Source organism: Pseudomonas extremorientalis (genome assembly GCF_024584605.1).
GTDB classification, from domain to species: Bacteria; Pseudomonadota; Gammaproteobacteria; order Pseudomonadales; family Pseudomonadaceae; genus Aquipseudomonas; species Aquipseudomonas extremorientalis.
The window spans coordinates 520,225-546,087 of sequence record NZ_CP089519.1 but is presented as its reverse complement, the minus strand read 5'-3'; the positions used below and the strand labels follow the sequence as shown (position 1 = coordinate 546,087).

Sequence of the window (25,863 nt, the reverse complement as noted above, 5' to 3'; positions counted from 1 at the left end):
ACACCTCGTTTTTGCTCCTTTTCGGAGCAAGAACAGCCGATCTCAGAAGCAAACGCACCAAGGCGAAGCGGATTCCGTCGAAGGCCGGTTTTTTTCCCGATCACGATCGAAAAAATCATGAAGAAAATGGGTTGCACCCGGTTGCACCTCAGCATGCGCAAAGCTAATCTTGCCGCCAGCTGATGCCACTCGGTAGTGGCACCCATGAGGATAAGAAAATGGCTACGACCACCCTTGGGGTCAAACTTGACGACCCGACCCGCGAGCGCCTCAAGGCCGCCGCGACCTCCATTGATCGCACGCCTCACTGGCTGATCAAGCAGGCGATTTTCAATTACCTGGAGAAACTGGAGGGTGGTGCAACCCTGACCGAACTCAATGGTTTGAGCAGCAAGGACGCCGACGACGCGGGCGAGGTCCAGACCGACCACGCCCACCAGTGCTTCCTCGAATTCGCCGAAAGCATCCTGCCGCAATCCGTGCTGCGTGCGTCGATCACTGCCGCTTACCGTCGCCCCGAGCCGGAAGTGGTGCCGATGCTGATCGAACAGGCCCGCCTGCCGGCGCCGATGGCCGAAGCCACCAACAAGCTCGCCGCCTCGATTGCCGAAAAACTGCGTAACCAGAAGAGCGCCGGCGGCCGTGCCGGGATTGTCCAGGGCCTGCTGCAAGAGTTTTCCCTGTCGTCCCAGGAAGGCGTTGCCCTGATGTGCCTGGCCGAAGCGCTGCTGCGCATCCCGGACAAGGGCACCCGCGACGCGCTGATCCGCGACAAGATCAGCACCGGCAACTGGCAGCCGCACTTGGGCAACAGCCCGTCGCTGTTCGTCAACGCCGCCACCTGGGGCCTGCTGCTGACCGGCAAACTGGTCGCCACCCACAATGAAGCCGGCCTCACCTCGTCCCTGAGCCGCATCATCGGCAAGAGCGGCGAGCCGATGATCCGCAAGGGCGTCGACATGGCCATGCGCCTGATGGGCGAACAGTTCGTCACCGGCGAAACCATCGCCGAAGCCCTGGCCAATGCGAGTAAGTTCGAAGCCAAAGGCTTCCGCTATTCCTACGACATGCTCGGTGAAGCCGCGCTCACCGAACACGATGCCCAGAAGTACCTGGCCTCGTACGAACAAGCCATCCACTCCATCGGCAAAGCCTCCCACGGCCGTGGGATTTATGAAGGCCCGGGCATTTCCATCAAGCTGTCGGCGCTGCACCCGCGCTACAGCCGTGCGCAGTATGAGCGCGTGATGGATGAGCTGTACCCGCGCCTGCTGTCCCTGACCCTGCTGGCCAAGCAATACGACATCGGTTTGAACATCGACGCCGAAGAAGCCGACCGCCTGGAGCTGTCCCTGGACCTGCTCGAGCGCCTGTGCTTCGAGCCTCAACTGACTGGCTGGAACGGCATCGGTTTCGTGATCCAGGCCTACCAGAAGCGTTGCCCGTATGTGATCGACTACGTCATCGACCTGGCGCGCCGCAGCCGCCACCGCCTGATGATCCGCCTGGTAAAAGGCGCGTACTGGGACAGCGAAATCAAGCGCGCCCAGGTAGAAGGCCTGGAAGGCTACCCGGTGTACACCCGCAAGGTGTACACCGACGTGTCCTACATCGCCTGCGCACGCAAACTGCTGTCGGTACCGGAAGTCATCTACCCGCAGTTCGCCACGCACAACGCCCACACGCTTTCGGCCATCTACCATATCGCCGGTCAGAACTATTACCCCGGCCAGTACGAGTTCCAGTGCCTGCACGGCATGGGTGAGCCACTGTACGAGCAGGTTGTAGGCAAGGTTGCCGATGGCAAGCTGAACCGTCCGTGCCGCGTGTATGCACCGGTCGGCACCCACGAAACGCTGCTGGCCTACCTGGTCCGTCGCCTGCTGGAAAACGGCGCGAACACTTCGTTCGTCAACCGTATTGCCGACCAATCCATCTCGATCCAGGAGCTGGTGGCCGATCCGGTGGCCAGCATCGAGCAAATGGCCACGCTGGAAGGCGGCTTCGGCCTGCCGCACCCGCGCATTCCATTGCCACGTGACCTGTACGGCAGCGACCGCGCCAACTCGGCCGGTATCGACCTGGCCAACGAACATCGCCTGGCATCGCTGTCGTGTGCCCTTCTCGCCACCGCTCACAACAACTGGAAAGCCACGCCGATGCTCGGTTGCACCTCCAGCGAGCAAGCAGCGGCGCCGGTGCTCAACCCGTCCGACCTGCGCGATGTAGTCGGTCATGTGCAAGAAGCCACCGTCGAAGATGTCGACAGCGCCATCCAGTGCGCAATCAGTGCCGGTCCGATCTGGCAGGCCACCCCGCCCGCCGAACGCGCCGCGATCCTGGAGCGCGCCGCCGACCTGATGGAGGGCGAGATCCAGCCGCTGATGGGCCTGCTGGCCCGCGAAGCCGGCAAGACCTTCGCCAACGCCATTGCCGAAGTGCGTGAAGCCGTGGACTTCCTGCGCTACTACGCGGTGCAGGCACGCAACGACTTCACCAACGACGCCCACCGCCCACTGGGCCCGGTGGTCTGCATCAGCCCGTGGAACTTCCCACTGGCCATCTTCAGCGGCCAAGTCGCCGCCGCATTGGCCGCCGGCAACCCGGTACTGGCCAAGCCGGCCGAACAAACTCCGCTGGTCGCCGCGCAAGCCGTGCGCATCCTGTTGGAAGCCGGTATTCCGGAAGGCGTGCTGCAACTGCTGCCGGGCCAGGGCGAAACCGTGGGTGCCCGCCTGGTGGGGGATGATCGAGTCAAAGGCGTGATGTTCACCGGCTCCACCGAAGTGGCGCGCCTGCTGCAACGCAACGTCGCCGGCCGCCTGGATGCCCAGGGCCGTCCGATCCCGTTGATCGCCGAAACCGGCGGCCAGAACGCGATGATCGTCGACTCCTCGGCGCTGACCGAACAAGTCGTGATCGACGTGGTGTCTTCGGCCTTCGACAGCGCCGGCCAGCGTTGCTCGGCCCTGCGCGTACTGTGCCTGCAGGAAGATTCAGCAGACCGTGTGATCGAAATGCTCAAGGGCGCCATGGCTGAATGCCGCCTGGGCAACCCGGAGCGCCTGTCGGTGGATATCGGCCCGGTGATCGACGCCGAAGCCAAGGCCGGCATCGAGAAACACATCCAGGCCATGCGCGACAAAGGCCGCAGCGTATACCAGGTGGCGATTGCCGATGGTGAAGAGATCAAGCGCGGCACCTTCGTGATGCCAACCCTGATCGAACTGGAAAGCTTCGACGAGCTGCAACGCGAGATCTTCGGTCCGGTGCTGCACGTGGTGCGCTACAAGCGTAAAGAGATCGACCAGCTCATCGGCCAGATCAACGCTTCCGGCTACGGCCTGACCCTGGGCGTGCACACCCGTATCGACGAGACCATCGCCAAGGTGATCGACAACGTCAATGCCGGTAACGTCTATGTGAACCGCAACATCGTCGGTGCCGTGGTTGGCGTACAACCGTTCGGCGGCGAAGGCCTGTCGGGCACTGGTCCAAAAGCCGGTGGTCCGCTGTACCTGTACCGCCTGCTGTCGACCCGTCCTACGGATGCGATCGAGCAATCCTTCGTACGCTGCGACGCACTGGCCGCACCGGATGTTCGTTTGCGCGACGCCATGAGCCAACCGCTGACGGCCCTCAAAACCTGGGCCGACAGCAACCAGTTCAGCGAACTCAGCGCCCTGTGCAGCCAGTTCGCCGCGCAATCGCAAAGCGGTATCACCCGCCAACTGGCCGGCCCGACCGGCGAGCGCAACAGTTACGCCATCCTGCCCCGCGAGCACGTTCTGTGCCTGGCGGACGTGGAAGGTGATCTGTTGACGCAACTGGCGGCAGTGCTGGCCGTGGGCGGTTCGGCGGTATGGCCGGAATCTGACCTGACCAAAGCCTTGTTCCCACGCCTGCCGAAGGAGATTCAGGCGAAGATCAAGCGCGTGGCCGACTGGACCAAGGACGAAGTGGTGTTCGATGCGGTATTGCACCACGGTGATTCCGACCAGTTGCGCGCGGTGTGCCAGCAAGTGGCACAGCGTGGTGGCGCGATTGTCGGGGTGCATGGTTTGTCCCAGGGCGAGACGGCGATTGCGCTGGAGCGTTTGGTGATTGAGCGGGCGTTGAGTGTTAACACTGCTGCGGCGGGTGGCAACGCCAGCCTGATGACCATCGGCTAACCCTGACGAAACACGGCCAAAATGTGGGAGGGGGCTTGCCCTCGATAGCAGTGGATCAGTCACCTGTGTATTGACTGAAGCGCCGCAATCGGGGGCAAGCCCCCTCCCACATGGCCTGCACCCTACCTCCCACCCGCGTTTTGCCTCTGCATCACCCAAATCAATGTTGCTATCCAGCCTCTATTCGCGCACTTAGACTCAGGCCAATTCCTCCAAAGGTAATCCGCCATGTCCGAGACGCTGCTCAGTTCCCGCAATCTGGCTTTCGAGCTGTACGAAGTCCTCGATGCCGAGGGCCTGACCCAGCGCGAGCGGTTTGCCGAGCACAATCGCGAAACCTTCGACGCGGCCATCAGCACCGCCCGCAGCATTGCGGAAAAATACTTTGCGCCCCACAACCGCAAGAACGACGAGAACGAACCGCGCTACGAAGACGGCAAGGCCATTCTGATTCCGGAGGTCAAACCGGCGGTGGATGCGTTCCTTGAAGCCGGTTTCCTCAACGCAGCACGCAGTTTCGAAGCCGGTGGCATGCAACTGCCCACCCTGTTGTCACAAGCCTGTTTCGCGCACTTCCAATCGGCGAACGCCGCGTCCACGTCCTACCCGTTCCTGACCATGGGCGCCGCCAACCTGATCGAAAGCTTCGGCACCGACGATCAGAAACAACGCTTCCTGCAACCGATGATCGACGGCCGTTTCTTCGGCACCATGGCACTGACTGAACCCCATGCAGGTTCATCGCTGTCGGATATTCGCACCCGCGCAGAACCAGCGGCTGACGGCACCTATCGCCTCAAGGGCAACAAGATCTTTATTTCCGGCGGCGATCACCCGCTGTCGGAAAACATCGTGCACATGGTGCTGGCCAAGCTGCCGGACGCGCCCGCCGGGGTGAAGGGCATTTCGCTGTTTATCGTGCCCAAGTTCCTGGTCAACGACGATGGCAGCCTGGGCGAGCGCAACGATGTGTTGCTGGCCGGTCTGTTCCACAAGATGGGCTGGCGCGGCACCACCTCCACGGCGTTGAATTTCGGCGATAACGGCAACTGTGTCGGTTATCTGGTGGGTAAACCGCACCAGGGGTTGAGCTGCATGTTCCAGATGATGAACGAGGCACGCATCGGCGTGGGCATGGGCGCGGTAATGCTTGGCTACGCCGGCTACCTCTATTCCCTGGAGTACGCCCGCGAACGCCCTCAAGGTCGCCTGCCCGACAGCAAGGATCCTACAACCGCACCGGTCTCGATCATCCAGCACGCCGACATCAAGCGCATGCTGCTCACACAAAAATCCTATGTGGAAGGCGCCTTCGACCTGGGCCTCTACGCCGCACGCCTGTTCGACGACACCACCACCCTGGAAACCGAAGACGCGCGCAAACAGGCCCATGAACTGCTGGACCTGCTGACCCCGATCGTCAAATCCTGGCCGTCGGAGTTCTGCCTCAAGGCCAACGAACTGGCGATCCAGATTCTCGGCGGCCATGGCTACACCCGTGAATACCCGGTGGAGCAGTACTACCGTGATAACCGCCTGAACCCGATCCATGAAGGCACCCATGGCATTCAGTCCCTGGATTTGCTGGGGCGCAAGCTGGCGCAGAATGGCGGCGCGGGCTTGAAGCAACTCATCAGGTTGATCGCCGAAACCGGCGCCCGTGCGCAGCAATATCCAAGCCTCACTGCACTGAGGGAACCGCTGGAACAACTGGTGAACCGCCTGCAAGGCGTGACCATCGGCCTGCTGACGGATCTCGCCCAGGGCAAGGTCAATAGCAGCCTGGCGAACTCGGCGCTGTACTTGAAGGTGTTCGGACATACGGTGATTGGCTGGCGCTGGCTGGAACAGGCAATTCGCGCCGAAGAAGGCTTGGCCAAGGGCAATGCGGCCGATGTGGCCTTCTACAAAGGCAAGCTCCGGGCAGCCCGGTACTTCCTGACCTGGGAAGTACCGGGCTGCCATCATGAACTGGCGATTCTGGAGGCACGCGATGACACGTGCCTCGGTATGCAGGAGGAGTGGTTCTAAGGCGTTCCGATCGCCTTGGAAATCACATCGACCGTGGCGCTGACTTGCTCTTGGTAACGGTCGAGTTCCTGCTGGTGAGCCTGCTGCATTTCGATCTGCTCGGCGCACAGGTTCAGCGCCGCCAGCACCAGTAATTTGTCACCGATCAGGGTCGGGTACTTTTTCTTGGTGGTGGCCAGGGAGGCCTTGAGCAGGGTCACGGCGTGCATCAGGGTCTTATCTTCCCCAGGCGGGGCCTTGATCGAGTAATCCTCTCCGAGAATCGAAACGACCTTTATCCCTTCACTCATGCGCTGACAGGCCCTGCACTCACACGCTCAACCAGCGCCTGGATACGGGCGGCGGTGGCGCCGTGCTTCTCTTCCTGTTCCATCAGGCTCAGTTGCAGGCTGTCGTTCTCATCCTTGGCGCGGGCCAGTTCGGCCTTGAGGGATTCATTGCTGCCCAGCAGGTCCTGATTCTGTTGTACGAGGTCGCTGACGAGTTGTTCCAATTGGCTGAGGGATGCTTCTAACATTTTGATTTCTCTGGCTTTTCAAAGGGCGGTGACGATAAAGAAAATTCACCTCGGATGCCAGGGTTATCCCCGGCGCGCGGCCCGTTTTTTAAGGGCCGGGCCGCACTTTCGAGCCTTAGTGACTGCATTTACCGGATCTGGTTCCTGAATCAGTCAAACCCCTCGTCAGGTGCGACAAAACCGCACACGCCCCTTTAGACTTTAGTCGTACGACCGATAGAGAGGCACACCCCGTCTCACGGCCGCACGGATCGCGCTTCTCCCCCCAGGATTCCCGCATGTCGCTTCGTAATATGAATATCGCTCCGAGGGCCTTCCTCGGCTTCGCGTTTATTGGTGCGTTGATGTTGTTTCTCGGTGTGTTCGCCCTGAATCAGATGAGCAAGATCCGCGCTGCCACCGAAGACATCACCCTGTCCAGCGTGCCAAGCATTCGTGCCCTGGATGAGTTCACCCAACTGACCCTGCGCCTGCGGGTGCTGTCGTACCGCCTGCTGACCAACCGTGAACCGGATGTGCAACAGAAAACCCTGGAAGCCTTCGAGCTGCGCAACCAGCAGATCCGCACCGCCCAGGGCATCTACGAAAAACTGATCGAGAGCAGTGAGGAGCGTTCGACCTATGACGAGTACGTACGCCTGCTCGGCCAGTACCACCAGATTGAAGAGCGCATGAAGAGCCTGTCACGGGCCAATCAAGTGGAGGAACTGCGCAGCCTGCTCAACACCGAATTGCTCAGCAACTCCGAGCAAGTCAACGCCGTGCTCACGCGGCTGCTGGACCTCAACAACACGATGGCCCTGACCACCAATAAGGAAGCCGAGGACCAATACAACATGGCCTTCAACCTGGTGGTAAGCCTGTTGGTGGTCGCCACGCTGCTGACCCTGCTGTTTGCCTGGCTGTTGACCCGCAGCATCACACTGCCCATCTCCCAGGCATTGGAAGCTGCGGAAGAAGTGGCCGAAGGCAACCTGACCCGCCCGATCAAGGTCGACGGCAACGACGAAGCCGGGCGCCTGCTGGCAGCCATGGCCAAGATGCAGGACAAGCTGCGCGACACCCTGCAACGCATCGCCGGTTCCGCCACCCAGTTGGCATCGGCCGCCGAAGAGTTGAACGCGGTCACCGACGAAAGCGCCCGTGGCCTGACCCAGCAAAACAATGAAATCGAACAAGCCGCCACGGCGGTGAATGAAATGACCAGTGCCGTCGAAGAAGTTGCTCGCAATGCGGTGAGCACCTCCGAAGCGTCGCGCAACGCCACCACCTCCGCCGGTGATGGCCGTGATCTGGTGCAGGAAACGGTCGGCGCCATCGAGCGCATGAGCGCCGACGTGCAAGCCACCGCGACCCTGATTGGCGACCTGGCCAATGAGTCCCGCGATATCGGCAAGGTACTCGACGTGATCCGTGGCCTGGCCGACCAGACTAACCTGCTGGCCCTGAACGCGGCGATTGAAGCCGCGCGTGCCGGTGAAGCCGGTCGCGGCTTTGCGGTAGTGGCCGATGAGGTGCGGGCCCTGGCCCATCGCACACAGCAGTCGACCAGCGAAATCGAGCGGATGATCGGCAGTATCCAGGCCGGCACCGAGCACGCGGTGGATTCGATGCGCAACAGCACCGAACGCGCCGAATCGACGCTGAACATCGCCAAAGGTGCCGGGATGTCACTGGATACCATCAACACCGCAATCGTCGAGATCAACGAGCGCAACCTGGTGATCGCCAGCGCGGCGGAAGAGCAGGCGCAGGTGGCGCGGGAAGTGGACCGCAACCTGGTGAACATCCGCGATTTGTCGGTGCAGTCGGCCACCGGCGCCAGCCAGACAAGCGCGGCGAGCAGTGAACTGTCGCGCCTGGCAGTGGACCTGAACGGCATGGTCGGCCGCTTCCGCCTCTGACTGAAACAACTGGGTCAAAACTGCGGGAGTGGGCTTGCCCCCTCCCACATTTGATCGCTGTGAATCTGGAAAAGCTTTTTGACAGCGCAGCAATTCAACAGGTTAGAATCGCTGGCACGCAGACTGCATGGTCAGTTTGCGCCCTGTCTTGTTTGCCCATGGAGTACTGCCTTTGAATGCGACGACCATCAACAGCCTGTTCCTGATCGGCGCGTTGCTGGTAAGTGCGAGCATTCTAGTGAGTTCTCTTTCGTCCCGCCTGGGGATCCCGATCCTGGTGATCATCCTGGCCGTGGGCATGGTCGCCGGCGTCGACGGCGGCGGCATCATCTTCGACAACTACCCGACCGCCTACCTGGTGGGCAACCTCGCCCTGGCCGTGATCCTGCTTGATGGCGGTTTGCGCACGCGGGTGGCGAGTTTCCGCGTGGCACTCTGGCCGGCGTTGTCGCTGGCCACGGTGGGGGTGTTGATTACCACCGGCCTCACCGGCATGGCCGCGGCCTGGCTGTTTGACCTCAATATCATCCAGGGCTTGCTGATTGGTGCGATTGTCGGCTCGACGGACGCCGCAGCCGTGTTCTCGCTGCTCGGCGGCAAAGGCCTGAACGAACGGGTCACCGCCAGCCTGGAGATCGAATCCGGCAGCAACGACCCGATGGCGGTGTTTCTCACGGTCACCCTGATCGACATGCTCGCCAGCGGCCAGACCGGCCTGCACTGGAGCCTGCTGACGCACCTGGTGCGCGAATTCGGCATCGGCGGCATCGTCGGCCTGGGCGGCGGCTGGTTGATGTTGCAGATGGTCAACCGCATCAACCTGGCCACCGGGCTGTACCCGATCCTGGTGATCGCCGGTGGCCTGTTCGTATTTGCCGTGACCAACGCCCTGCACGGCAGCGGCTTCCTCGCCGTGTACCTGTGCGGCCTGGTGATAGGCAACCGCCCGGTGCGCAGCCGTCATGGCATTCTGCATATGCTCGACGGCATGGCCTGGCTGGCGCAGATCGGCATGTTCCTGGTGCTGGGCCTGCTGGTCACGCCCCATGACTTGCTGCCGATTGCGTTGCCGGCCCTGGGCCTGGCGCTGTGGATGATCCTGTTTGCACGGCCGCTGTCGGTGATGGTTGGCCTGCTGCCCTTCAAGGCGTTCCATGGCCGCGAAAAAGCCTTTATCGCCTGGGTCGGGTTGCGCGGCGCGGTGCCGATCATTCTGGCGGTGTTCCCGCTGATGGCCGGACTGCCCCATGCGCAGCTGTACTTCAACCTGGCGTTCTTTATCGTACTGGTGTCACTGCTGGTGCAGGGCACGAGCCTACCGTGGGTCGCCAAGCTGCTCAAGGTCACCGTCCCGCCGGACCCGGCGCCGATTTCCCGCGCGGCGCTGGAAGTGCACGTCACCAGCGAATGGGAGCTGTTCGTCTACCGCCTGGGCGCGGAAAAATGGTGCATCGGTGCCGCCCTGCGCGAGCTGAAAATGCCCGAAGGCACGCGGATTGCCGCGCTGTTCCGTGGCCAGCAACTGCTCCATCCGTCGGGTAGTACCGTGCTGGAAGTCGGCGACCTGCTCTGCGTGATCGGCCACGAACACAACCTGCCAGCCCTGGGCAAACTGTTCAGCCAGGCTCCGCAACGCGGGCTGGATCTGCGCTTCTTCGGCGACTTCGTGCTGGAAGGCGACGCCCAGCTGGGCGCGGTGTCGGCCTTGTACGGCCTGAAGCTGGAGGGCATCGACCCGGACATGCCGCTGAGCAGCTTCATCACCCAGAAAGTCGGGGGCGCGCCCATCGTCGGCGACCAGGTGGAGTGGAACAACACCATCTGGACCGTTGCGGTCATGGACGGGAACAAGATCGGCAAAGTGGGCGTCAGATTCCCCGAAGGAAGTCGCCCGGGCCCCGGACTCTTCCTCTAAACTGCGGGGCGATGACGCCCCCGATTCTTCACCTTGCACGACCGGTCTCTATGCCAACCTTGCGCACTCTTCTCGCCACTGCCCTGCTGAGCCTGACCCTGTGTGTCGGCGTCGTCCACGCCGCCGACCCGCCCAGCGCCGAGGCTATCCAGCAAACCCTGGACAAGCTGCCCGACCGCAAGCTGCCCGACGCCGACATGAAGGCGCTGCAGACCATCCTGCAGCAAACCCTGACGTACCTGGGCAACAAGCAGGATTACGAGCAGCGCCTGGCCGACCTCAAGCGCCAACTGGAAGACGCCCCGCGCCAGACCACCGAGAACCAGCGCGAACTGACCCGGCTCAAGGCAACCAAAGTCATCCCGGTCGCCCAGCGCTACGCCAGCCTGCCGGTGCCACAGCTTGAACAGTTGCTGGTGCAGCGCAGCACCCAGCAAGGCGACCTGCAAAAAGAACTGGCCGATGCCAACAGCCTGTCCATCGCCGCCCAGACCCGTCCTGAGCGCGCCCAGACCGAAATCAGCAACAGCCAGACGCGCATTCTGCAGATCAACTCGACCCTCAAGGCCGGTAAAGACAACGGCAAGACCCTCAGCGCCGACCAGCGCAACCAGCTCAACGCCGAACTTGCGGCCCTCAACGCGCTGATCCCCCTGCGCCGCCAGGAACTGGCTGGCAACAGCCAGCTGCAAGACCTGGGCAACAGCCAGCATGACCTGGTGATGGAAAAGACCGCACGCCTGGAACAAGAGATCCAGGACCTGCAGACCCTGATCAACCAGAAGCGCCTGGCCCAGTCCCAGCAGACCGTGACCCAGCAGTCCATCGAAGCGCAAAAGGCCGGTGGCAGCAGCCTGCTGGCCACGGAAAGCGCGGCCAACCTGAAGCTGTCCGACTACCTGCTCAAAAGTACCGACCGCCTCAACGACCTGACCCAGAAGAACCTGCAGACCAAGCAGCAACTGGACACCGTGACCCAGAGCGACTCGGCCTTGGACGAGCAAATCAACGTGCTCAAGGGCAGCCTGCTGCTGTCAAAGATCCTCTACAAGCAAAAGCAGGCCCTGCCGCGTCTCACCGTGGACCGCGACCTGGCGGACGACATCGCCAACATTCGCCTGTACCAGTTCGAGGTCAACCAGCAGCGCGAGCTGATCAGCTCGCCCAGCGCCTATGTGGATAACCTGCTGGCGAACCAGGCGCCGGAGGATGTCACCCCGCAGCTGCGCCGCACCTTGCTCGAATTGGCGATCACCCGCAGCGACCTGCTGGAGCGCCTGAGCCGTGAACTGAGCGCGCTGCTAAACGAATCCATCACGTTGCAACTGAACCAGAAACAACTGCTTAGCACCGCCACCACCCTGCGCGCGACGCTGGATGAGCAGATGTTCTGGATTCCCAGCAACAAGCCGCTGGATACCGAATGGCTGGAAACCGTCCCCGCGCACCTGAGCAAGCAAGTCGCCACCCTGCCCTGGGCGTCCAGCGTCAGCGAACTGTATGACGGCCTGACCCAACGCCCGCTGCTGTTCCTGCCCCTGCTGCTGTTGATCGGCGCGTTGCTGTGGCGTCGTAAAAACCTGTACCAGCGCCTGAACAAGGTGCACCTGGACATCGGCCACTTCAAGCGCGACAGCCAGTGGCACACGCCCCAGGCCATCCTGATCAACATCCTGCTGGCGATGCCGGTGTCCCTCGGCCTTGCGCTGTGCGGGTATGCGCTGCAAATCGACGCCCGTGGGCAAAACGCCAACCTCGGTTCAGCCCTGTTGCAGATCGCTCAGGCCTGGCTGGTGTTCTACACCGCCTATCGCATCCTGGCGCCCGGTGGCGTGGCCGAACTGCATTTTCGCTGGGAAAAGCCCCAGGTCGAATTCCTGCAAGGCTGGGTGCGCAAACTCGGGCTGGTGGTATTGGCCCTGGTGGCCGTGGTCGCCATCGCTGAACACCAACCCGCGGCGCTGGCCGACGACGTGCTGGGCATCGGCGTGGTGCTGACCTGCTACGCGCTGATGGCCTGGCTGCTGGGCCGCCTGTTGCTCAACAGCCCTACGCACGAAAAGGCTTCGCTGTTTCGCAAGGCCGTGGGCCTGCTGTTTACCGCGCTGCCCATCGCGCTGTTTATCGCCGTGTGCTTCGGCTACTACTACACCGCACTCAAGCTCAGCGACCGGCTGATCAATACCCTGTACCTGCTGATGTTCTGGCTGGTGATCGAAGCCACCTTCGTCCGTGGCCTGGGCGTTGCCGCCCGGCGCCTGGCCTATGCGCGCGCCCTGGCCAAACGCCAGGCCGCCAAGGAAGCCGGCGACGGCGAAGCGGTGATCGAAGAACCGACCCTGGACATCGAGCAGGTCAACGAGCAGTCCATGCGCCTGATTCGCCTGGCATTGCTCGGCGGTTTTATCGCCGCGCTGTATTGGGTGTGGGCGGACCTGATCTCGGTATTTTCCTACCTGGATAACGTCACGCTGTACGAATACACCAGCGGCACCGGTGCGAATATCAGCATGGTGCCCATCAGCATCGGCGACTTGCTCGGCGCGCTGATCATCATCGGCATTACCTTCGCGCTCGCGCGCAACTTGCCGGGTTTGCTCGAAGTATTGGTGCTGTCCAAACTGGACCTGGCCCAGGGCAGCGCCTACGCGACTACCACGCTGTTGTCCTACGTGATTGCCGGCGTCGGTTTCGTCTCCACCCTGTCGACCCTCGGCGTGAGCTGGGACAAGTTGCAATGGCTGGTGGCGGCGCTGTCGGTGGGCCTGGGCTTTGGTATGCAGGAGATCTTCGCCAACTTCATCTCCGGCATCATGATCCTGTTCGAACGCCCGGTGCGCATCGGCGACACCATCACCATCGGCAACCTGTCGGGCACGGTGAGCAAGATCCGCATCCGCGCCACGACGATCACCGACTTTGACCGCAAGGACATCATTGTCCCGAACAAAACGTTCATTACCGGACAACTGATCAACTGGTCACTGACCGACACCATTACCCGCGTCACCCTCAAGCTCGGCGTGGACTACGGCTCCGACCTGGACCGCGTGAAGGAACTGCTGCTCAAGGCCGCCCGCGAGAACCCGCGGGTACTCAAGGAGCCGGAACCCCATGTGTACTTCCTCAACTTCGGCGAAAGCACCCTCGACCATGAACTGCGCATGCACGTGCGCGACCTGGGCGACCGCAACCCGGTGATCGACGAAGTGAACCGCTTTATCAATCGCGAGTTCAAGAAAGAGCACATCAACATCTCGTTCCGCCAGATGGAGGTCTATCTCAAGAACCTCCACGGCCAGGAATACAAACTGGTGGAAGTCGACACCCCGGCCAAGCCCGCCAATGACGGCGGCGTGCAGGAACCACCACCGAGCAAACTCGACTAACTGCGCTATCCCCAGCAGAATGCTCGGACATTCTGCTGGAGATGGCCGGTGAAAGCCCTCGACGAACTGACCTTCGACAACCGCTTCGCACGCCTGGGCGATGCGTTCTCAACCCACGTATTGCCCGAGCCCCTCGACGCACCGCGCCTGGTCGTGGCGAGCGAAGCCGCCATGGCCCTGCTCGACCTGGACCCCGCCGTTGCCGAAACACCGGTGTTCGCCGAACTGTTCGGCGGGCACAAACTGTGGGCCGAGGCAGAGCCGCGGGCGATGGTCTATTCCGGGCATCAGTTCGGCGGCTACACCCCGCAATTGGGTGACGGCCGTGGGTTGTTGCTGGGCGAGGTGTACAACGAGGCGGGCGAGCATTGGGACCTGCACCTCAAGGGCGCCGGCATGACGCCTTACTCACGCATGGGCGATGGGCGTGCCGTGCTGCGCTCGTCGATCCGCGAATTCCTCGCGTCCGAAGCGCTGCATGCGCTGGGCATCCCCAGCAGCCGCGCGCTGTGCGTGATCGGTTCCGACACCCCGGTGTGGCGCGAAAAACAGGAACGCGGCGCGATGGTGTTGCGCATGGCGCACAGCCATATCCGCTTCGGGCATTTCGAATACTTCTACTACACCAAGAAACCCGAGCAGCAGGCGCAACTGGCCGAACACGTGCTCAACCTGCACTACCCCGAATGCCGCGAACAGCCCGAGCCGTACCTGGCGATGTTCCGCGAAATCGTCGAGCGCAATGCCGAGCTGATCGCCAAATGGCAGGCCTATGGCTTCTGCCACGGGGTGATGAACACCGACAACATGTCGATCCTCGGTATCACCTTCGACTTCGGACCGTTTGCATTCCTGGACGACTTTGACGCGCACTTCATCTGCAACCACTCGGATCACGAAGGGCGCTATTCCTTCAGTAATCAGGTGCCGATCGGGCAGTGGAACTTGAGTGCATTGGCGCAGGCGCTGACACCGTTTATCAGCGTCGATGCGTTGAAGGAAGCACTTGGATTGTATCTGCCGCTTTATCAAGCGAACTACCTGGACCTGATGCGCCGCCGCTTGGGGCTGACCACCGCCGAAGACGATGACCAGCAACTGGTCGAGCGTTTACTGAAGCTGATGCAAAACAGCGGCGTGGATTACACCCTGTTCTTCCGGCGCCTGGGGGATGAATCGGCGGCGTTGGCCGTAGCGCGGCTGCGCGATGACTTTGTCGACCTGGCCGGGTTTGATGCCTGGGCCGAGCAGTACCAGGCGCGCGTTGAGCGGGATGGGGAGTTCAGCGAAGAACAACGCCGTGCGCGGATGCATGCGGTGAACCCGCTGTATATCCTGCGCAACTACCTGGCGCAGAACGCCATCGTTGCCGCCGAATCCGGGGATTACAGCGAAGTGCGGCGGTTGCATGCGGTGCTTTCCAAGCCGTTTGAGGAGCAAGCGGGGATGGAGCAGTACGCACAGCGGCCGCCAGATTGGGGGAAACATTTGGAGATTAGTTGTTCGTCATAGGAGGCCTATCCAGAAGATCGCCCACCGCCGTGATCGTGATCAGATGAACATATCCACAGGGACCTTGAAGAACTCCGCCAGCCAACGAATCTGCCGAACGTTCAGCTGGCGTTTTCCACTCAGGATTTCTGAGACAACCGACTGAGCGCCGACACCAGGCAGGTCACTTTGCGTCAAGCCATGCTCCTGCATCATTGAACGCAATACATCGACACCGCTCGCCTCAGGTATTGGCCAATGCTCTAAGTCATAGGCCTCAACCCAATCACCGATGATATCGACCAGCCCCATCAGCGGATGGGTTTCATCGTCCCCCACGATATCCAGCAATTCGTCGAGCGCCTCTACCAACACATCGTAATCAGCCTCGGTTTTCGGCTTACGCAACAAGGGGGACACGAACTTCCAATGCTCGGCGACTTGCTCGATCAATACACTCATTTTTCCCATTACTCCTTCCACTTACCCTTGTCGTATTCACGATGGTCCAAAACATGCCGGATGTAGAGACGCTGCATTCGATAGCGCACGATGGCAATAAGGCGGAGCTTGTTGCCTGCGATATTGAACACATGCAGCGCCCCCACTTTATCCACAGCAGGGAAAACTGCTCTCAACGTCGCAAAGTCTTCAGGGTTGATGACTTTGACCTTCCGATGCCACTCATCCAGAGCACTGGCTGAGTGAGGCCATTTTTCCTTGGCATTTCATATTTGCTTCGCACTGATCACTCGCATGCAACATCCCTATCGCATCTTGCTATGAAGGTTAAACTCGAACGCTGACTATCGCAATTTGCTATAGAGTCGATCGGACCGGTGGTGCTTTGTCGAACACGCTTTCACAGCCTAGGTAGGCATGCCCAACCAGCACGCAAAAATCTGTGAGCATATGCAACGCCGCTTCATAACTTGATAACACCTGCGTCCGGCTCCACATTGAACTTCACTGACTGCTTTCATTGGAACCCCACCATGCCCGAACCTCTTGTCATCCCCTGCCCCCACTGCAACGGCCTCAACCGCATCCCCGGTGAACGCCTGGGTGATGCGCCCAAATGCGGGCGCTGCAAGCAGCCGGTTTTGTTGAACAAGCCGTTTGAGTTGAAGCAAGGCGACTACGCCAGTCAAATCAAGGGCGATTTGCCGTTGCTGGTGGATGTGTGGGCGGACTGGTGTGGGCCGTGTAAGTCGTTTGCGCCGGTGTTCGAGCAGGCGGCCGGGCAGTTGGCGGGCAAGTGCCGGTTGGCCAAGCTGGACAGCGAGGCCAATCAGCAGTTGTCGGCACAGTTGGGGATTCGCTCGATTCCCAGTTTGATTCTGTTCAAGAACGGCCGCGAAGTGGCGCGCCAGAGTGGGGCGCTTGCGTTGCCGCAATTGATGAGCTGGTTGCGTAGCCAAGGCGTGTAACTCGGCCTTGGAAACCACCCATCCCCCTCCCACAGGGTTTTTGTGTTGTCTTTTGGATCACGCGTTTTCCAGCAGGTTATGCAACTCTACAAACTGCTGCGTCAGCTTGTGCCGTGGGTCCAGGTGGATCAGCGGCTTGCTCTCCTGGTGCGACTCACGCATGCGCACGGAGCTGGCCAAGTACACCGGCAGCACCGGCAACCCTTCTGCAATCAACTCATCCAGCATCTGCTGCGGCAGGCTCGCCCGGGCCTGGAACTGATTGACCACGATGCCTTCCACTTCGAGGTCCTCGTTGTGGTCTTCCTTCAACTCTTCGATCTCCGCCAGCAGACCATACAGGGCCTGGCGCGAGAAGCTGTCGCAATCGAAGGGGATCAGCACGCGATCAGCGGCAATCAGCGCTGAAACCGCATAAAAATTCAGCGCTGGAGGCGTATCCAGGTAAATCCGGTCGTAATCTTCACTCAGCTCATCCAGCAGCTTTCGCAGCTTGTTGATCTTGTGCTTGGCCTCGAGCTTGGGCTGCAGGTCCGCCAGCTCTGCGGTTGCGGTGATCACGTGCAGGTTGTCGAAGGGGGTCTCGTAGATATCCACTCGGTTTTTCTTCGAAAACGGCCCGGAAGACAGGGTTTGCTTGAAGAATTCGGCAATACCCATGGGGATATCGTCGCCGGTCAGCCCAGTGAGGTATTGGGTTGAATTGGCTTGCGCATCGAGGTCCACCAACAGGGTTCGATAACCTTCGCTGGCGCTGACTGCCGCCAGGTTGCAGGCAATGCTGGACTTGCCAACGCCACCTTTTTGATTGAACACCACACGCCGCATGGAAAAACCTCCGTGTATCAATGAATGTCCGAGTGTAGAGGGCAAAAGCGCCTGTTAGCTACCTCGTTCATCCATGCACTGCTGCATCACGATGCCATTGGCACGATAGCTGTCATACACAGCCCACAGATTAAAAAGAACGGTCCGACAATCCATCCAGTCCTTGGGTAAAGGACAATCTGTCAATTCTTTCCACTATTTTGTAATCGACCGTGCACAAATCTTTACCAAAGTTTGCTAGAACCCCACGGCACCGGGATAATACGCGCCATTCGGCTATTGTTCCCTGTCCCGGTATTCGGGGCCAAAAGTCGCACATGGAAGCCCGCAGGGGCGGGACAACTTCTCAGTGATCACTTTCAACATCGCCCAATGGCGCGCCTGGGCCCCCGGGCTCGATAGCGTGGATGACTGGCGCGCCTGGTGTCAGGCGCCGGCGTTGCTGCCCGCAAGTGATGCAGCCCCTGATGTCTCGTTCCTGCCTGCCATGCAACGCCGCCGCCTGAGCAGGCTGGCGCGCATGGCGTTCAGCGTGGGTTGGCCACTGGCCGAAGGCCTGCAGGACCTGCCGCTGGTGTTTATCTCCCGGCATGGCGAAACCCCGCGCACCCTTGACATCCTCAGCGACCTGGCCAGCGAACAACCGCTGTCGCCAACCCAGTTCAGCCTGTCGGTGCACAATGCGGTGATTGGCCTTTGGTCGATCCTGCGCAATGAAACCAGCGAAATGACCGCCCTCGCCGCCGCCGGCGATGGCCTGGAGCACGGCATGCTCGAAGCCGCCGCGCTGCTCAACGAAGGTGCGACGGCGGTTTTACTGGTGATAACCGAAGAGCAGGCGCCCGAAGCCTATGCCAGCTGGATCGTCGACGTGCCCTTCCCCTACGCCCTCGGTCTGCTGCTGACGCCGGGCGACGAGTGGCAACTGGAACTCGGTACCGGCACTGTCCAACCCACTCAAACCCAGTGGCCCCACGCCCTGAATCTGCTGCGCACCCTGCTCACCGAACAGGTCGCCTGCCAACATGCCTGGAAGAACCGCGTATGGAACTGGCAACGCAAGCCCTGAATGACAAACCACGAGACGCCTATTACTGGCGTCTGTTCGCCACCGCCGCCAGCTTTGCGCTGTTCGGTTTCGGCGGGTTGTGCCTGCGTTTGCTGGTGTTTCCGTTGCTCAGTTGCCTGCCAGGGGACGCTGCAAAGCACCGCAGCCGCGCCCGTCACACGATCAGTTGGCTGTTCTGGTTCTTTATCCGCCTGATGCAACGCGTCGGCGTGCTGACCTACAGCGTCGAAGGCGCCGAAAAGCTCGGTCGCCCGGGCCAGATGATCATCGCCAATCACCCATCGCTGATCGACGTGGTATTCCTGATCGGCCTGGTGCGCCAGGCCAATTGCGTGGTCAAACAGAGCCTGTGGCAGAACCCGTTCACCCGCGGCCCGGTGCGCGACGCCGGTTATATCAGCAACGACGGCAGTGCCGAGATGCTCGATGCTGCCGCAGACGCCCTGCGCAGCGGCCAGACCCTGATCATCTTTCCCGAGGGCACCCGCACCACACCCGGCGCGGCGCCTGCCTTTCATCGTGGCGGTGCCGCCATTGCACTGCGGGGTGCGACAATCATCACCCCCGTGGTGATCAAGGTCAGCCCGACCACGCTGACCAAGGCCGAACCCTGGTATCGCATCCCTAAATGCCGCGTGCACTTCAGTTTGCGGGTGGGTGCCGATATAGAACCACAGGCGTTCGCAACACTGGGGCCCGCGCCCCAGGCCTCACGCAAGCTCAACGATTACCTGCATCACTATTTTATTAAGGAGCTCGCCGAAGATGAGCGACCAACACCGCCTTGAGCACGACATAAAGGCGCTGATCATCGAGGCCCTGGGCCTGGAAGATATCAGCGTCGACGATATCGGCAGCGATCAGACCCTGTTCGGCGAAGGCCTCGGCCTGGATTCGGTAGATGCCCTGGAACTGGGCCTGGCGATCCAGAAAAAGTACGGCATCAAGATCGATGCCGACGCCAAGGACACCCGCAATCACTTCACCAACGTGGCCAGCCTTGCGGCGTTCGTCACGGCCAGACAGGCAGCTTGAGACCGGACCATGCAAACTCGTGACGATATTTTCAACACCCTGCGCGATGCCTTGGTGGAACTGTTCGAACTGCCGCCGGAACGCGTCACCCTGGACGCCAACCTGTACCAGGACCTGGAAATCGACAGCATCGATGCCGTCGACTTGATCGACCATATCAAGCGCCAGACCGGCAAGAAGATCGCCGCCGAGGAATTCAAGGCTGTGCGCACCGTGAACGACGTGGTTGAGGCGGTGTACCGTCTGGTCACGCCTGCCGCATGAGCCGGCTGATCGGCCTTGGCCTGTTGCTGGCGGGGCTGCTGTACCCCTTTGCGGTGTATTACGGCACCGAACACTTCGCCCCGTGGCAATTCGGTCTGCTGCTCGGCAGTCTGTGGCTGCTGCGCGCGCTGACCGGTGCACGACGCCCAGGCAGCCGCTGGATGGCGCTGGCGGTGATCGTGTTCTGCCTGTTGCTGGCCTGGTTCGACAACCCCCGCCTGCTGCGCTGGTACCCGAGCCTGGTCAGCGCGTTCATGCTGGCGCTGTTCGGCCTGAGCCTCAAATATGGCCCGCCGATGGTCGAGCGCCTGGCGCGCATGACCGACCCGGTGCTGGCGCCGCATGCCATCGTGTACACCCGCCAGGTCACCGTGGTGTGGAGTGTGTTTTTTCTGTGTAATGGCCTGCTCGCCGCGGCCCTCACCCTGTGGGCACCGCTGAGCTGGTGGACGTTGTACAACGGCCTGATCGCCTACGGGCTGATGGGGCTGTTGTTTGCCGTGGAATGGCTGGTACGACAAAGGGTTCGAGGCCGCGTATGAATGGGTTGAAACTTGAGCACGTGCTGCTTGAGCCGCTGGAACAGCGTCCGGTTACCACCGAACCTGCCATGAATCACGCCCAACTGTGGGCATACTCCCTGAGCCTGGCGGCGGGCCTGCAAGCCCGCGGTATCCAGCGACTGGCCGTGTACCTGGAAGATGCCGGCCTGCTGGCGATTGCCCTGCTGGGTGCCTGGCGGGCCGGAGTCAGCGTACTGCTGCCCGCCGACCTGCAACCTCAGACCCGCCAACGCTGGGATGAAGCCGTCGATGCCTGGCTGACCGAAGCGGCTGACCTTGAGTCGCTGTATGCGGCGCCATTGAGCGCTGCCGCACTTGACCTGGACGCTTGCCAACTGAGCCTGTGCACCTCCGGCTCCAGCGGCGAACCCAAGCGCATCGACAAGACCCTGCGTCAACTGGCCAACGAGGTCGAGGCCCTGGAAACCCTGTGGGGCCAGGACCTCAAGGACGCCTGCATCATCGGCAGCGTCGCCACCCAACACATCTACGGTTTGCTGTTCCGCGTCCTGTGGCCGCTGTGCGCCGGCCGTACCTTTGTGCGCAAGCAACTGGCATTCCCCGAAGACATGCAGCGCGCCAGTCGCGAGCATGCGCACTTTGCCTGGGTTGCCAGCCCGGCACTGCTCAAGCGCATGGGCGATAACCTCGACTGGCCGGCGCTGAGCAGCGTGTCGCGGGTGTTTTCGTCCGGCGGCGCGTTGCCGGTGGACGCCGCCGGCAGCCTGTACGACCGCTTGCAACAATGGCCGACCGAGATTCTCGGCAGCTCGGAAACCGGCGGCATCGCCTGGCGCCAAGGCGCACAGCCTTGGCAGCCGTTTACCGACGTGCAACTGAGCCAGGATGCCGACGGTGCCCTGCGCATTGCATCGCCTTACCTGCCTGAGGGGCATGTCGAACAGACCGCCGACGCCGCACGCATCCATGCCGATGGCCGTTTCGAGCTGCTCGGCCGCCTGGACCGCATCGTCAAGCTGGAAGAAAAACGCATCTCCCTGCCCATGCTGGAACACGCGTTGATGACCCACCCGTGGGTCGCCGACACCCGCCTGGGCGTAGTCCAGGAAAATCGCGCCTCACTTGGTGCGCTGGTGGTGTTGAGCGCCGAAGGCCTGCATACCTTGCGCAATCAAGGCCGCCGGACCGTCACCCAAACCCTGCGCCAACACCTGAGCCAGCACTGCGAAGCCCTGGCCCTGCCGCGTCGTTGGCGATTGCTGAGGCAGCTGCCGCTGAACAGCCAAGGCAAACTGCCTCAGGCCGACATCGAGGCACTGCTGCTGGCACCCCGGCCCAAGGCACCGGAAGTATTGGAGCGCGTCGAAGCCAACGGCGAATGGACCGTGCAACTGAGCGTTCCGCCAGACCTGGCCTATTTCAGCGGCCACTTCCCGGTCACGCCGGTGCTGCCGGGCGTGGTGCAAGTCGAGTGGGCGTTCAACCTGGGCCAACAACTGCTCGATTTGCCACCGAGTTTTGCGGGTATGGAAGTGCTCAAGTTTCAGCAATTAGTGCGCCCAGGCGATGGGATCGAACTGCACCTGCGCTTTGACCCGGAACGCGGCAAATTGTATTTCGCCTATCGCAACGGCGTAGCGGCCTGCTCCAGCGGACGCATTCAGTTGGTGGCATCCAATGCATAACCCCTGCGCCCTGATCCCGGTCTACAATCACGAAGCCGCCGTGCCGGCCGTGGTCCGCAGCCTGCTGGACAGCGGCCTGCCCTGCCTGTTGGTGGATGACGGCAGCAGCCCGGCGTGCGCAGCGGTATTGGCGCAACTGGCAACCCTGGACAACGTCACCCTGCTGACCTTGCCGAACAACCAGGGCAAAGGCGGCGCAGTGATGGCCGGCTTTCGCGAAGCCGCACGCCTGGGTTTCAGCCACGCCCTGCAAGTCGACGCCGACGGCCAGCATGACCTGCGCGAAGTCGAGACCTTTATCGACACCTCGCGCCGGCACCCCGATGCGATTATCTGCGGCTATCCCGAATACGACGACAGCGTGCCCAAAGGCCGCTTGTACGCGCGCTACCTGACCCACGTGTGGGTGTGGATCAACACCTTGTCGTTGCAGATCCGCGACTCGATGTGCGGCTTTCGCGTGTACCCGCTGGCACCGGTGCTGGCGCTGATGGACTCGGCCTACATCGGCACGCGCATGGACTTCGACTCCGACATTCTGGTACGCCTGGCCTGGCGCAACCAACCGATGCGCTGGCTGCCGACCCAGGTGCATTACCCGGCCGATGGCCTGTCGCACTTCCGCCTGTTCCGCGACAACGTACGCATCTCGGCCATGCACACCCGGCTGTTCTTCGGCATGCTGATCCGCGCGCCGATGATCCTGTGGCGGCGGTGGCAGGCATGAGCGACAGCAGCAAACACTGGGCCGACCGCGAGGAGCGCGGCAGCTATTGGCTGATGAAACTCACCGCCTTCGCCGCCAAGGTCCTTGGTCGTCGACTGCTGAGCCCGGTGTTGTACGGCATCGTCCTGTACTTCTTCCTGTTCGGCCGCACCGCCCGACAGAGCGCCTGGCAATACCAGCAGCGCCTGGCCGACTGGAGCGGGCGTGACGAACTGCGCCCTACCCACTGGAAAGTCTTCGGCCAGTTCATGGCCTTTGCCGACTCGTTGCTCGACAAGCTCGACGTGTGGAACGGCAAGCTGCGCCTGGAGCAGATCGAAATCAACGACCCTGCGCAATTGCGCGGGCAACTGCGGGGCGAGCGCGGGCAGATGCTGGTGGGCGCGCACCTGGGCAACCTCGAAGTGTGCCGGGCGCTGGCCGAGATCGGTGAACAGGTCACCATGAACGTGCTGGTGCACACCAAGCACGCCGAACAATTCAACCGCCTGTTGGGCGAGGCCGGGGCGACGCACTTGCGCCTGATCCAGGTCAGCGAGCTGGACCCGGCCACCATGCTGCTGCTCAGCCAGCGCCTGGATGACGGCGAGTGGCTGGCCATCGCCGGCGACCGCGTGCCGCTGCACGGTGGGCGCACGGTGCGTGTGGACTTCCTCGGCCACGACGCCGCCTTCCCCCAAGGCCCGTGGCTGCTGGCCGGCCTGCTCAAATGCCCGGTGAACCTGTTGATGTGCCTCAAGCACGGCAGCCGCTATCGCCTGAGCATCGAGCCGTTTACGCCGCTGATCGAATGGAAACGCACCACCCGCGAGCAGGTCATAGCCCTGTGGACCGCACGCTACGCCGCACGCCTGGGCGAGTTCTGCCTGGAAGCGCCCCGACAATGGTTCAACTTTTACCCTTTCTGGAAGACCGATGACCACGCATCTTGAGCCGGTAACCTTTGGCGAACGCCCTTTGCGCATCGAAGACGTGCTGGCCCTGGCCAACCGTCAGGCGCCTACGCAGTTGCAGGATGACCCCGCGTATCGCCAGCGCATCGCCAAGGGCGCACAGTTCCTCGACTCGCTGCTGGACAAGGAAGGCGTGATCTACGGCGTGACCACCGGCTACGGCGACTCCTGCGTGGTGGCGGTGCCCTTGCAGCACGTCGAAGCGCTGCCGCGTCATCTGTACACCTTCCACGGTTGCGGCCTGGGCAAGTTGCTCGACGCCCAGGCCACCCGGGCGGTGCTGGCTGCACGTTTGCAGTCGCTGTGCCACGGCGTATCCGGCGTGCGCGTGGAGCTGCTGGAGCGCCTGCATGCGTTCCTCGAACACGACGTGCTGCCGCTGATCCCGGAAGAAGGCTCGGTGGGCGCCAGCGGTGACCTGACGCCCCTGTCCTACGTGGCCGCAACCCTGTCCGGCGAACGTGAAGTGATGTTCCGTGGCGAACGCCGCCAGGCCGCCGACGTGCACCGCGAACTGGGCTGGGACCCGCTGGTGCTGCGCCCCAAGGAAGCCCTGGCGCTGATGAACGGCACCGCCGTGATGACCGGCCTGGCGTGCCTGGCCTTCGCCCGCGCCGACTACCTGCTGCAACTGGCCACGCGCATCACCGCGCTGAACGTGGTGGCGCTGCAAGGCAACCCGGAACACTTCGACGAGCGGCTGTTCGCCGCCAAGCCGCACCCGGGGCAGATGCAAGTCGCCGCCTGGCTGCGCAAGGACCTGGCCATCGATGCGCCGACCGCGCCACTGCACCGCCTGCAGGACCGTTACTCACTGCGCTGCGCGCCCCACGTCCTCGGCGTGTTGGCCGACAGCCTGAACTGGCTGCGTTCGTTCATCGAGATCGAGCTGAACAGCGCCAACGACAACCCGATCATCGACGCCGAAGAAGAACGCGTGCTGCACGGCGGGCACTTCTACGGCGGGCATATCGCCTTTGCCATGGACAGCCTCAAGACCCTGGTGGCCAACGTCGCCGACCTGCTCGACCGCCAGCTCGCACTGTTGGTGGACGTGCGCTACAACCACGGCCTGCCGAGCAACCTGTCCGGCGCGCCGGCTGACCGCGCCATGATCAACCACGGCTTCAAGGCGGTGCAGATCGGCACCAGCGCCTGGACCGCCGAAGCCCTGAAAAACACCATGCCCGCCAGCGTGTTCTCGCGCTCCACCGAGTGCCACAACCAGGACAAGGTGAGCATGGGCACCATCGCCGCCCGCGATGCGATCCGCGTGCTGGAGCTGACCGAACAGGTCGCCGCCGCGACCTTGCTCGCCGCCAACCAGGGCGTGTGGCTGCGGGCCCAGGCCGAGGATGCGCGGCCGCTGCCACCGGCCTTGGCCGCCATGCACGCGGATCTGGCCAAGGACTTCCCGCCGGTCATCGAAGACCGCGCCCTGGAAGGCGAACTGCGCCTGTGCCTGCAACGCATCGCCGAACAACACTGGAGGCTGCATGCGTAACCCTGGCGTGCTGCATTGCGACACTGAAATCCTCGTGCCATTTTTTGACGTCGACACCATGAACGTCGTGTGGCACGGGCATTACGTGAAGTACCTGGAGGTGGCGCGTTGCGCGCTGCTGGACAAACTCGGCCACAACTACGCGGCGATGCTCGAATCGGGCTATGCCTGGCCGGTGATCGACCTGCAACTGCGCTACGTGCGCGGCGCCGTGTTCGGCCAGACCATCAACGTACGCGCCAGCCTGGTGGAGTGGGAGAACCGCTTGAAGGTCAACTACCTGATCACCGACCTCGCCAGCGGCGAGCGTTTGACCCGCGCCAGCACCGTGCAAGTCGCGGTGGAAATCGCCACGCGCGAGATGCAACTGGCCTCCCCCAAAGTCTTCACCGACGCCGTCGAAAGGGCCCTGAAATGAAATCCCA

Annotated in this window: 21 protein-coding genes and 2 pseudogenes; 18 read left to right on the top strand and 5 right to left on the bottom strand. The window is 62.1% G+C overall.

The window, feature by feature from the left end; translation table 11 throughout:
- The first annotated feature begins 218 nt into the window (after positions 1–218).
- Together putA and LUU92_RS02400 are read left to right on the top strand one after the other, a co-directional pair.
- Positions 219–4,172, top strand: coding sequence for a trifunctional transcriptional regulator/proline dehydrogenase/L-glutamate gamma-semialdehyde dehydrogenase (gene putA / locus LUU92_RS02405; RefSeq protein ID WP_257103113.1), 3,954 nt, complete (start codon positions 219–221; stop codon positions 4,170–4,172).
- A gap of 228 nt (positions 4,173–4,400) precedes the next feature.
- Complete coding sequence (locus tag LUU92_RS02400; RefSeq protein WP_071492332.1) at positions 4,401–6,203, top strand: acyl-CoA dehydrogenase; 1,803 nt, start codon at positions 4,401–4,403, stop codon at positions 6,201–6,203.
- On the opposite strand, the gene LUU92_RS02395 is transcribed toward LUU92_RS02400, so the two are convergent.
- Positions 6,200–6,493, bottom strand: coding sequence for a cell division protein ZapA (locus LUU92_RS02395; protein WP_071492333.1), 294 nt, complete (start codon positions 6,491–6,493; stop codon positions 6,200–6,202). The two genes, LUU92_RS02400 and LUU92_RS02395, sit on opposite strands and share 4 nt — an antisense overlap.
- Positions 6,490–6,720: a hypothetical protein gene (locus LUU92_RS02390; RefSeq protein WP_058423524.1), complete on the bottom strand. Its 231-nt coding sequence runs from the start codon at positions 6,718–6,720 to the stop codon at positions 6,490–6,492. The genes LUU92_RS02395 and LUU92_RS02390 overlap by 4 nt, the downstream gene beginning before the upstream one ends.
- A gap of 278 nt (positions 6,721–6,998) precedes the next feature.
- Between LUU92_RS02390 and LUU92_RS29090 the strand changes: the two are divergent.
- The 5 genes and pseudogenes from LUU92_RS29090 to selO all read left to right on the top strand — a co-directional run.
- Positions 6,999–7,769: pseudogene (locus tag LUU92_RS29090) on the top strand (MCP four helix bundle domain-containing protein); the annotation flags it as partial.
- Positions 7,752–8,624 (top strand): methyl-accepting chemotaxis protein, encoded by an 873-nt coding sequence (locus LUU92_RS29085; protein WP_371322042.1) that lies wholly within the window; start codon positions 7,752–7,754, stop codon positions 8,622–8,624. The pseudogene LUU92_RS29090 and the gene LUU92_RS29085, both read left to right, overlap by 18 nt.
- Before the next feature lie 172 nt (positions 8,625–8,796).
- The gene (locus tag LUU92_RS02380; RefSeq protein WP_058423526.1) at positions 8,797–10,539 is read left to right on the top strand and encodes a potassium/proton antiporter; all 1,743 of its coding nucleotides are present in this window, start codon (positions 8,797–8,799) and stop codon (positions 10,537–10,539) included.
- A gap of 50 nt (positions 10,540–10,589) precedes the next feature.
- On the top strand, positions 10,590–13,928 hold the full coding sequence (gene mscK / locus LUU92_RS02375) for a mechanosensitive channel MscK (RefSeq protein ID WP_071492335.1): 3,339 nt from the start codon (positions 10,590–10,592) through the stop codon (positions 13,926–13,928).
- Positions 13,929–13,976: 48 nt separating this feature from the next.
- Entirely contained in the window at positions 13,977–15,440 is a 1,464-nt protein-coding gene (gene selO / locus LUU92_RS02370; RefSeq protein WP_071492336.1) for a protein adenylyltransferase SelO, read from the top strand.
- Between the two features lie 39 nt (positions 15,441–15,479).
- Here the strand turns inward: selO and LUU92_RS02365 are convergent, their stop codons facing one another.
- Both LUU92_RS02365 and LUU92_RS02360 read right to left on the bottom strand, forming a co-directional pair.
- The gene (locus LUU92_RS02365) at positions 15,480–15,881 is read right to left on the bottom strand and encodes a helix-turn-helix domain-containing protein (protein ID WP_071492530.1); all 402 of its coding nucleotides are present in this window, start codon (positions 15,879–15,881) and stop codon (positions 15,480–15,482) included.
- Between the two features lie 8 nt (positions 15,882–15,889).
- Positions 15,890–16,177: pseudogene (locus LUU92_RS02360) on the bottom strand (type II toxin-antitoxin system HigB family toxin).
- 237 nt (positions 16,178–16,414) lie between these two features.
- On the opposite strand from LUU92_RS02360, the gene trxC reads away from it, so the two are divergent.
- The gene (gene trxC, locus LUU92_RS02355) at positions 16,415–16,849 is read left to right on the top strand and encodes a thioredoxin TrxC (RefSeq protein WP_222540846.1); all 435 of its coding nucleotides are present in this window, start codon (positions 16,415–16,417) and stop codon (positions 16,847–16,849) included.
- 57 nt (positions 16,850–16,906) lie between these two features.
- On the opposite strand, the gene LUU92_RS02350 is transcribed toward trxC, so the two are convergent.
- On the bottom strand, positions 16,907–17,677 hold the full coding sequence (locus LUU92_RS02350) for a ParA family protein (protein ID WP_071492339.1): 771 nt from the start codon (positions 17,675–17,677) through the stop codon (positions 16,907–16,909).
- Between the two features lie 349 nt (positions 17,678–18,026).
- On the opposite strand from LUU92_RS02350, the gene LUU92_RS02345 reads away from it, so the two are divergent.
- From LUU92_RS02345 to LUU92_RS02300, 10 genes are read left to right on the top strand one after another with little or no spacing between them, the layout of a single operon-like run.
- Complete coding sequence (locus tag LUU92_RS02345; RefSeq protein ID WP_092246490.1) at positions 18,027–18,746, top strand: beta-ketoacyl synthase chain length factor; 720 nt, start codon at positions 18,027–18,029, stop codon at positions 18,744–18,746.
- Positions 18,722–19,534 (top strand): lysophospholipid acyltransferase family protein, encoded by an 813-nt coding sequence (locus LUU92_RS02340; protein ID WP_071492341.1) that lies wholly within the window; start codon positions 18,722–18,724, stop codon positions 19,532–19,534. The genes LUU92_RS02345 and LUU92_RS02340 overlap by 25 nt, the downstream gene beginning before the upstream one ends.
- Positions 19,512–19,781 carry an ApeE family acyl carrier protein gene (locus tag LUU92_RS02335; RefSeq protein ID WP_071492342.1) on the top strand — a complete coding sequence of 90 codons (270 nt, stop codon included), beginning with the start codon at positions 19,512–19,514 and terminating at the stop codon, positions 19,779–19,781. Before LUU92_RS02340 ends, LUU92_RS02335 begins: the two co-directional genes overlap by 23 nt.
- Positions 19,782–19,790: 9 nt before the next feature.
- Positions 19,791–20,045 (top strand): acyl carrier protein, encoded by a 255-nt coding sequence (locus tag LUU92_RS02330; RefSeq protein ID WP_016979215.1) that lies wholly within the window; start codon positions 19,791–19,793, stop codon positions 20,043–20,045.
- Complete coding sequence (locus LUU92_RS02325) at positions 20,042–20,587, top strand: COG4648 family protein (RefSeq protein WP_071492343.1); 546 nt, start codon at positions 20,042–20,044, stop codon at positions 20,585–20,587. The genes LUU92_RS02330 and LUU92_RS02325 overlap by 4 nt, the downstream gene beginning before the upstream one ends.
- Complete coding sequence (locus tag LUU92_RS02320) at positions 20,584–22,254, top strand: acyl-CoA synthetase family protein (RefSeq protein ID WP_222540845.1); 1,671 nt, start codon at positions 20,584–20,586, stop codon at positions 22,252–22,254. The genes LUU92_RS02325 and LUU92_RS02320 overlap by 4 nt, the downstream gene beginning before the upstream one ends.
- The gene (locus LUU92_RS02315) at positions 22,247–22,981 is read left to right on the top strand and encodes a glycosyltransferase family 2 protein (protein ID WP_092246478.1); all 735 of its coding nucleotides are present in this window, start codon (positions 22,247–22,249) and stop codon (positions 22,979–22,981) included. The genes LUU92_RS02320 and LUU92_RS02315 overlap by 8 nt, the downstream gene beginning before the upstream one ends.
- On the top strand, positions 22,978–23,913 hold the full coding sequence (locus LUU92_RS02310) for a lysophospholipid acyltransferase family protein (protein WP_092246475.1): 936 nt from the start codon (positions 22,978–22,980) through the stop codon (positions 23,911–23,913). Before LUU92_RS02315 ends, LUU92_RS02310 begins: the two co-directional genes overlap by 4 nt.
- Positions 23,897–25,438, top strand: coding sequence for an HAL/PAL/TAL family ammonia-lyase (locus tag LUU92_RS02305; protein ID WP_071492347.1), 1,542 nt, complete (start codon positions 23,897–23,899; stop codon positions 25,436–25,438). Before LUU92_RS02310 ends, LUU92_RS02305 begins: the two co-directional genes overlap by 17 nt.
- Complete coding sequence (locus LUU92_RS02300) at positions 25,431–25,856, top strand: acyl-CoA thioesterase (RefSeq protein ID WP_092246468.1); 426 nt, start codon at positions 25,431–25,433, stop codon at positions 25,854–25,856. The genes LUU92_RS02305 and LUU92_RS02300 overlap by 8 nt, the downstream gene beginning before the upstream one ends.
- Positions 25,857–25,863: the final 7 nt, after the last annotated feature.

Coding starts and splice junctions, on each gene's coding strand:
- LUU92_RS02335 (WP_071492342.1), top strand. CDS start 19,512: ATGAGCGACCAACACCGCCTTGAGCACGACATAAAGGCGCTGATCATC.
- LUU92_RS02330 (WP_016979215.1), top strand. CDS start 19,791: ATGCAAACTCGTGACGATATTTTCAACACCCTGCGCGATGCCTTGGTG.
- LUU92_RS02310 (WP_092246475.1), top strand. CDS start 22,978: ATGAGCGACAGCAGCAAACACTGGGCCGACCGCGAGGAGCGCGGCAGC.
- trxC (WP_222540846.1), top strand. CDS start 16,415: ATGCCCGAACCTCTTGTCATCCCCTGCCCCCACTGCAACGGCCTCAAC.
- mscK (WP_071492335.1), top strand. CDS start 10,590: ATGCCAACCTTGCGCACTCTTCTCGCCACTGCCCTGCTGAGCCTGACC.
- LUU92_RS02400 (WP_071492332.1), top strand. CDS start 4,401: ATGTCCGAGACGCTGCTCAGTTCCCGCAATCTGGCTTTCGAGCTGTAC.
- LUU92_RS02305 (WP_071492347.1), top strand. CDS start 23,897: ATGACCACGCATCTTGAGCCGGTAACCTTTGGCGAACGCCCTTTGCGC.
- LUU92_RS02300 (WP_092246468.1), top strand. CDS start 25,431: ATGCGTAACCCTGGCGTGCTGCATTGCGACACTGAAATCCTCGTGCCA.
- LUU92_RS02325 (WP_071492343.1), top strand. CDS start 20,042: ATGAGCCGGCTGATCGGCCTTGGCCTGTTGCTGGCGGGGCTGCTGTAC.
- putA (WP_257103113.1), top strand. CDS start 219: ATGGCTACGACCACCCTTGGGGTCAAACTTGACGACCCGACCCGCGAG.
- LUU92_RS02350 (WP_071492339.1), bottom strand. CDS start 17,677: ATGCGGCGTGTGGTGTTCAATCAAAAAGGTGGCGTTGGCAAGTCCAGC.
- LUU92_RS02320 (WP_222540845.1), top strand. CDS start 20,584: ATGAATGGGTTGAAACTTGAGCACGTGCTGCTTGAGCCGCTGGAACAG.
- LUU92_RS29085 (WP_371322042.1), top strand. CDS start 7,752: ATGGCCAAGATGCAGGACAAGCTGCGCGACACCCTGCAACGCATCGCC.
- LUU92_RS02340 (WP_071492341.1), top strand. CDS start 18,722: ATGGAACTGGCAACGCAAGCCCTGAATGACAAACCACGAGACGCCTAT.
- LUU92_RS02315 (WP_092246478.1), top strand. CDS start 22,247: ATGCATAACCCCTGCGCCCTGATCCCGGTCTACAATCACGAAGCCGCC.
- LUU92_RS02365 (WP_071492530.1), bottom strand. CDS start 15,881: ATGAGTGTATTGATCGAGCAAGTCGCCGAGCATTGGAAGTTCGTGTCC.
- LUU92_RS02395 (WP_071492333.1), bottom strand. CDS start 6,493: ATGAGTGAAGGGATAAAGGTCGTTTCGATTCTCGGAGAGGATTACTCG.
- LUU92_RS02390 (WP_058423524.1), bottom strand. CDS start 6,720: ATGTTAGAAGCATCCCTCAGCCAATTGGAACAACTCGTCAGCGACCTC.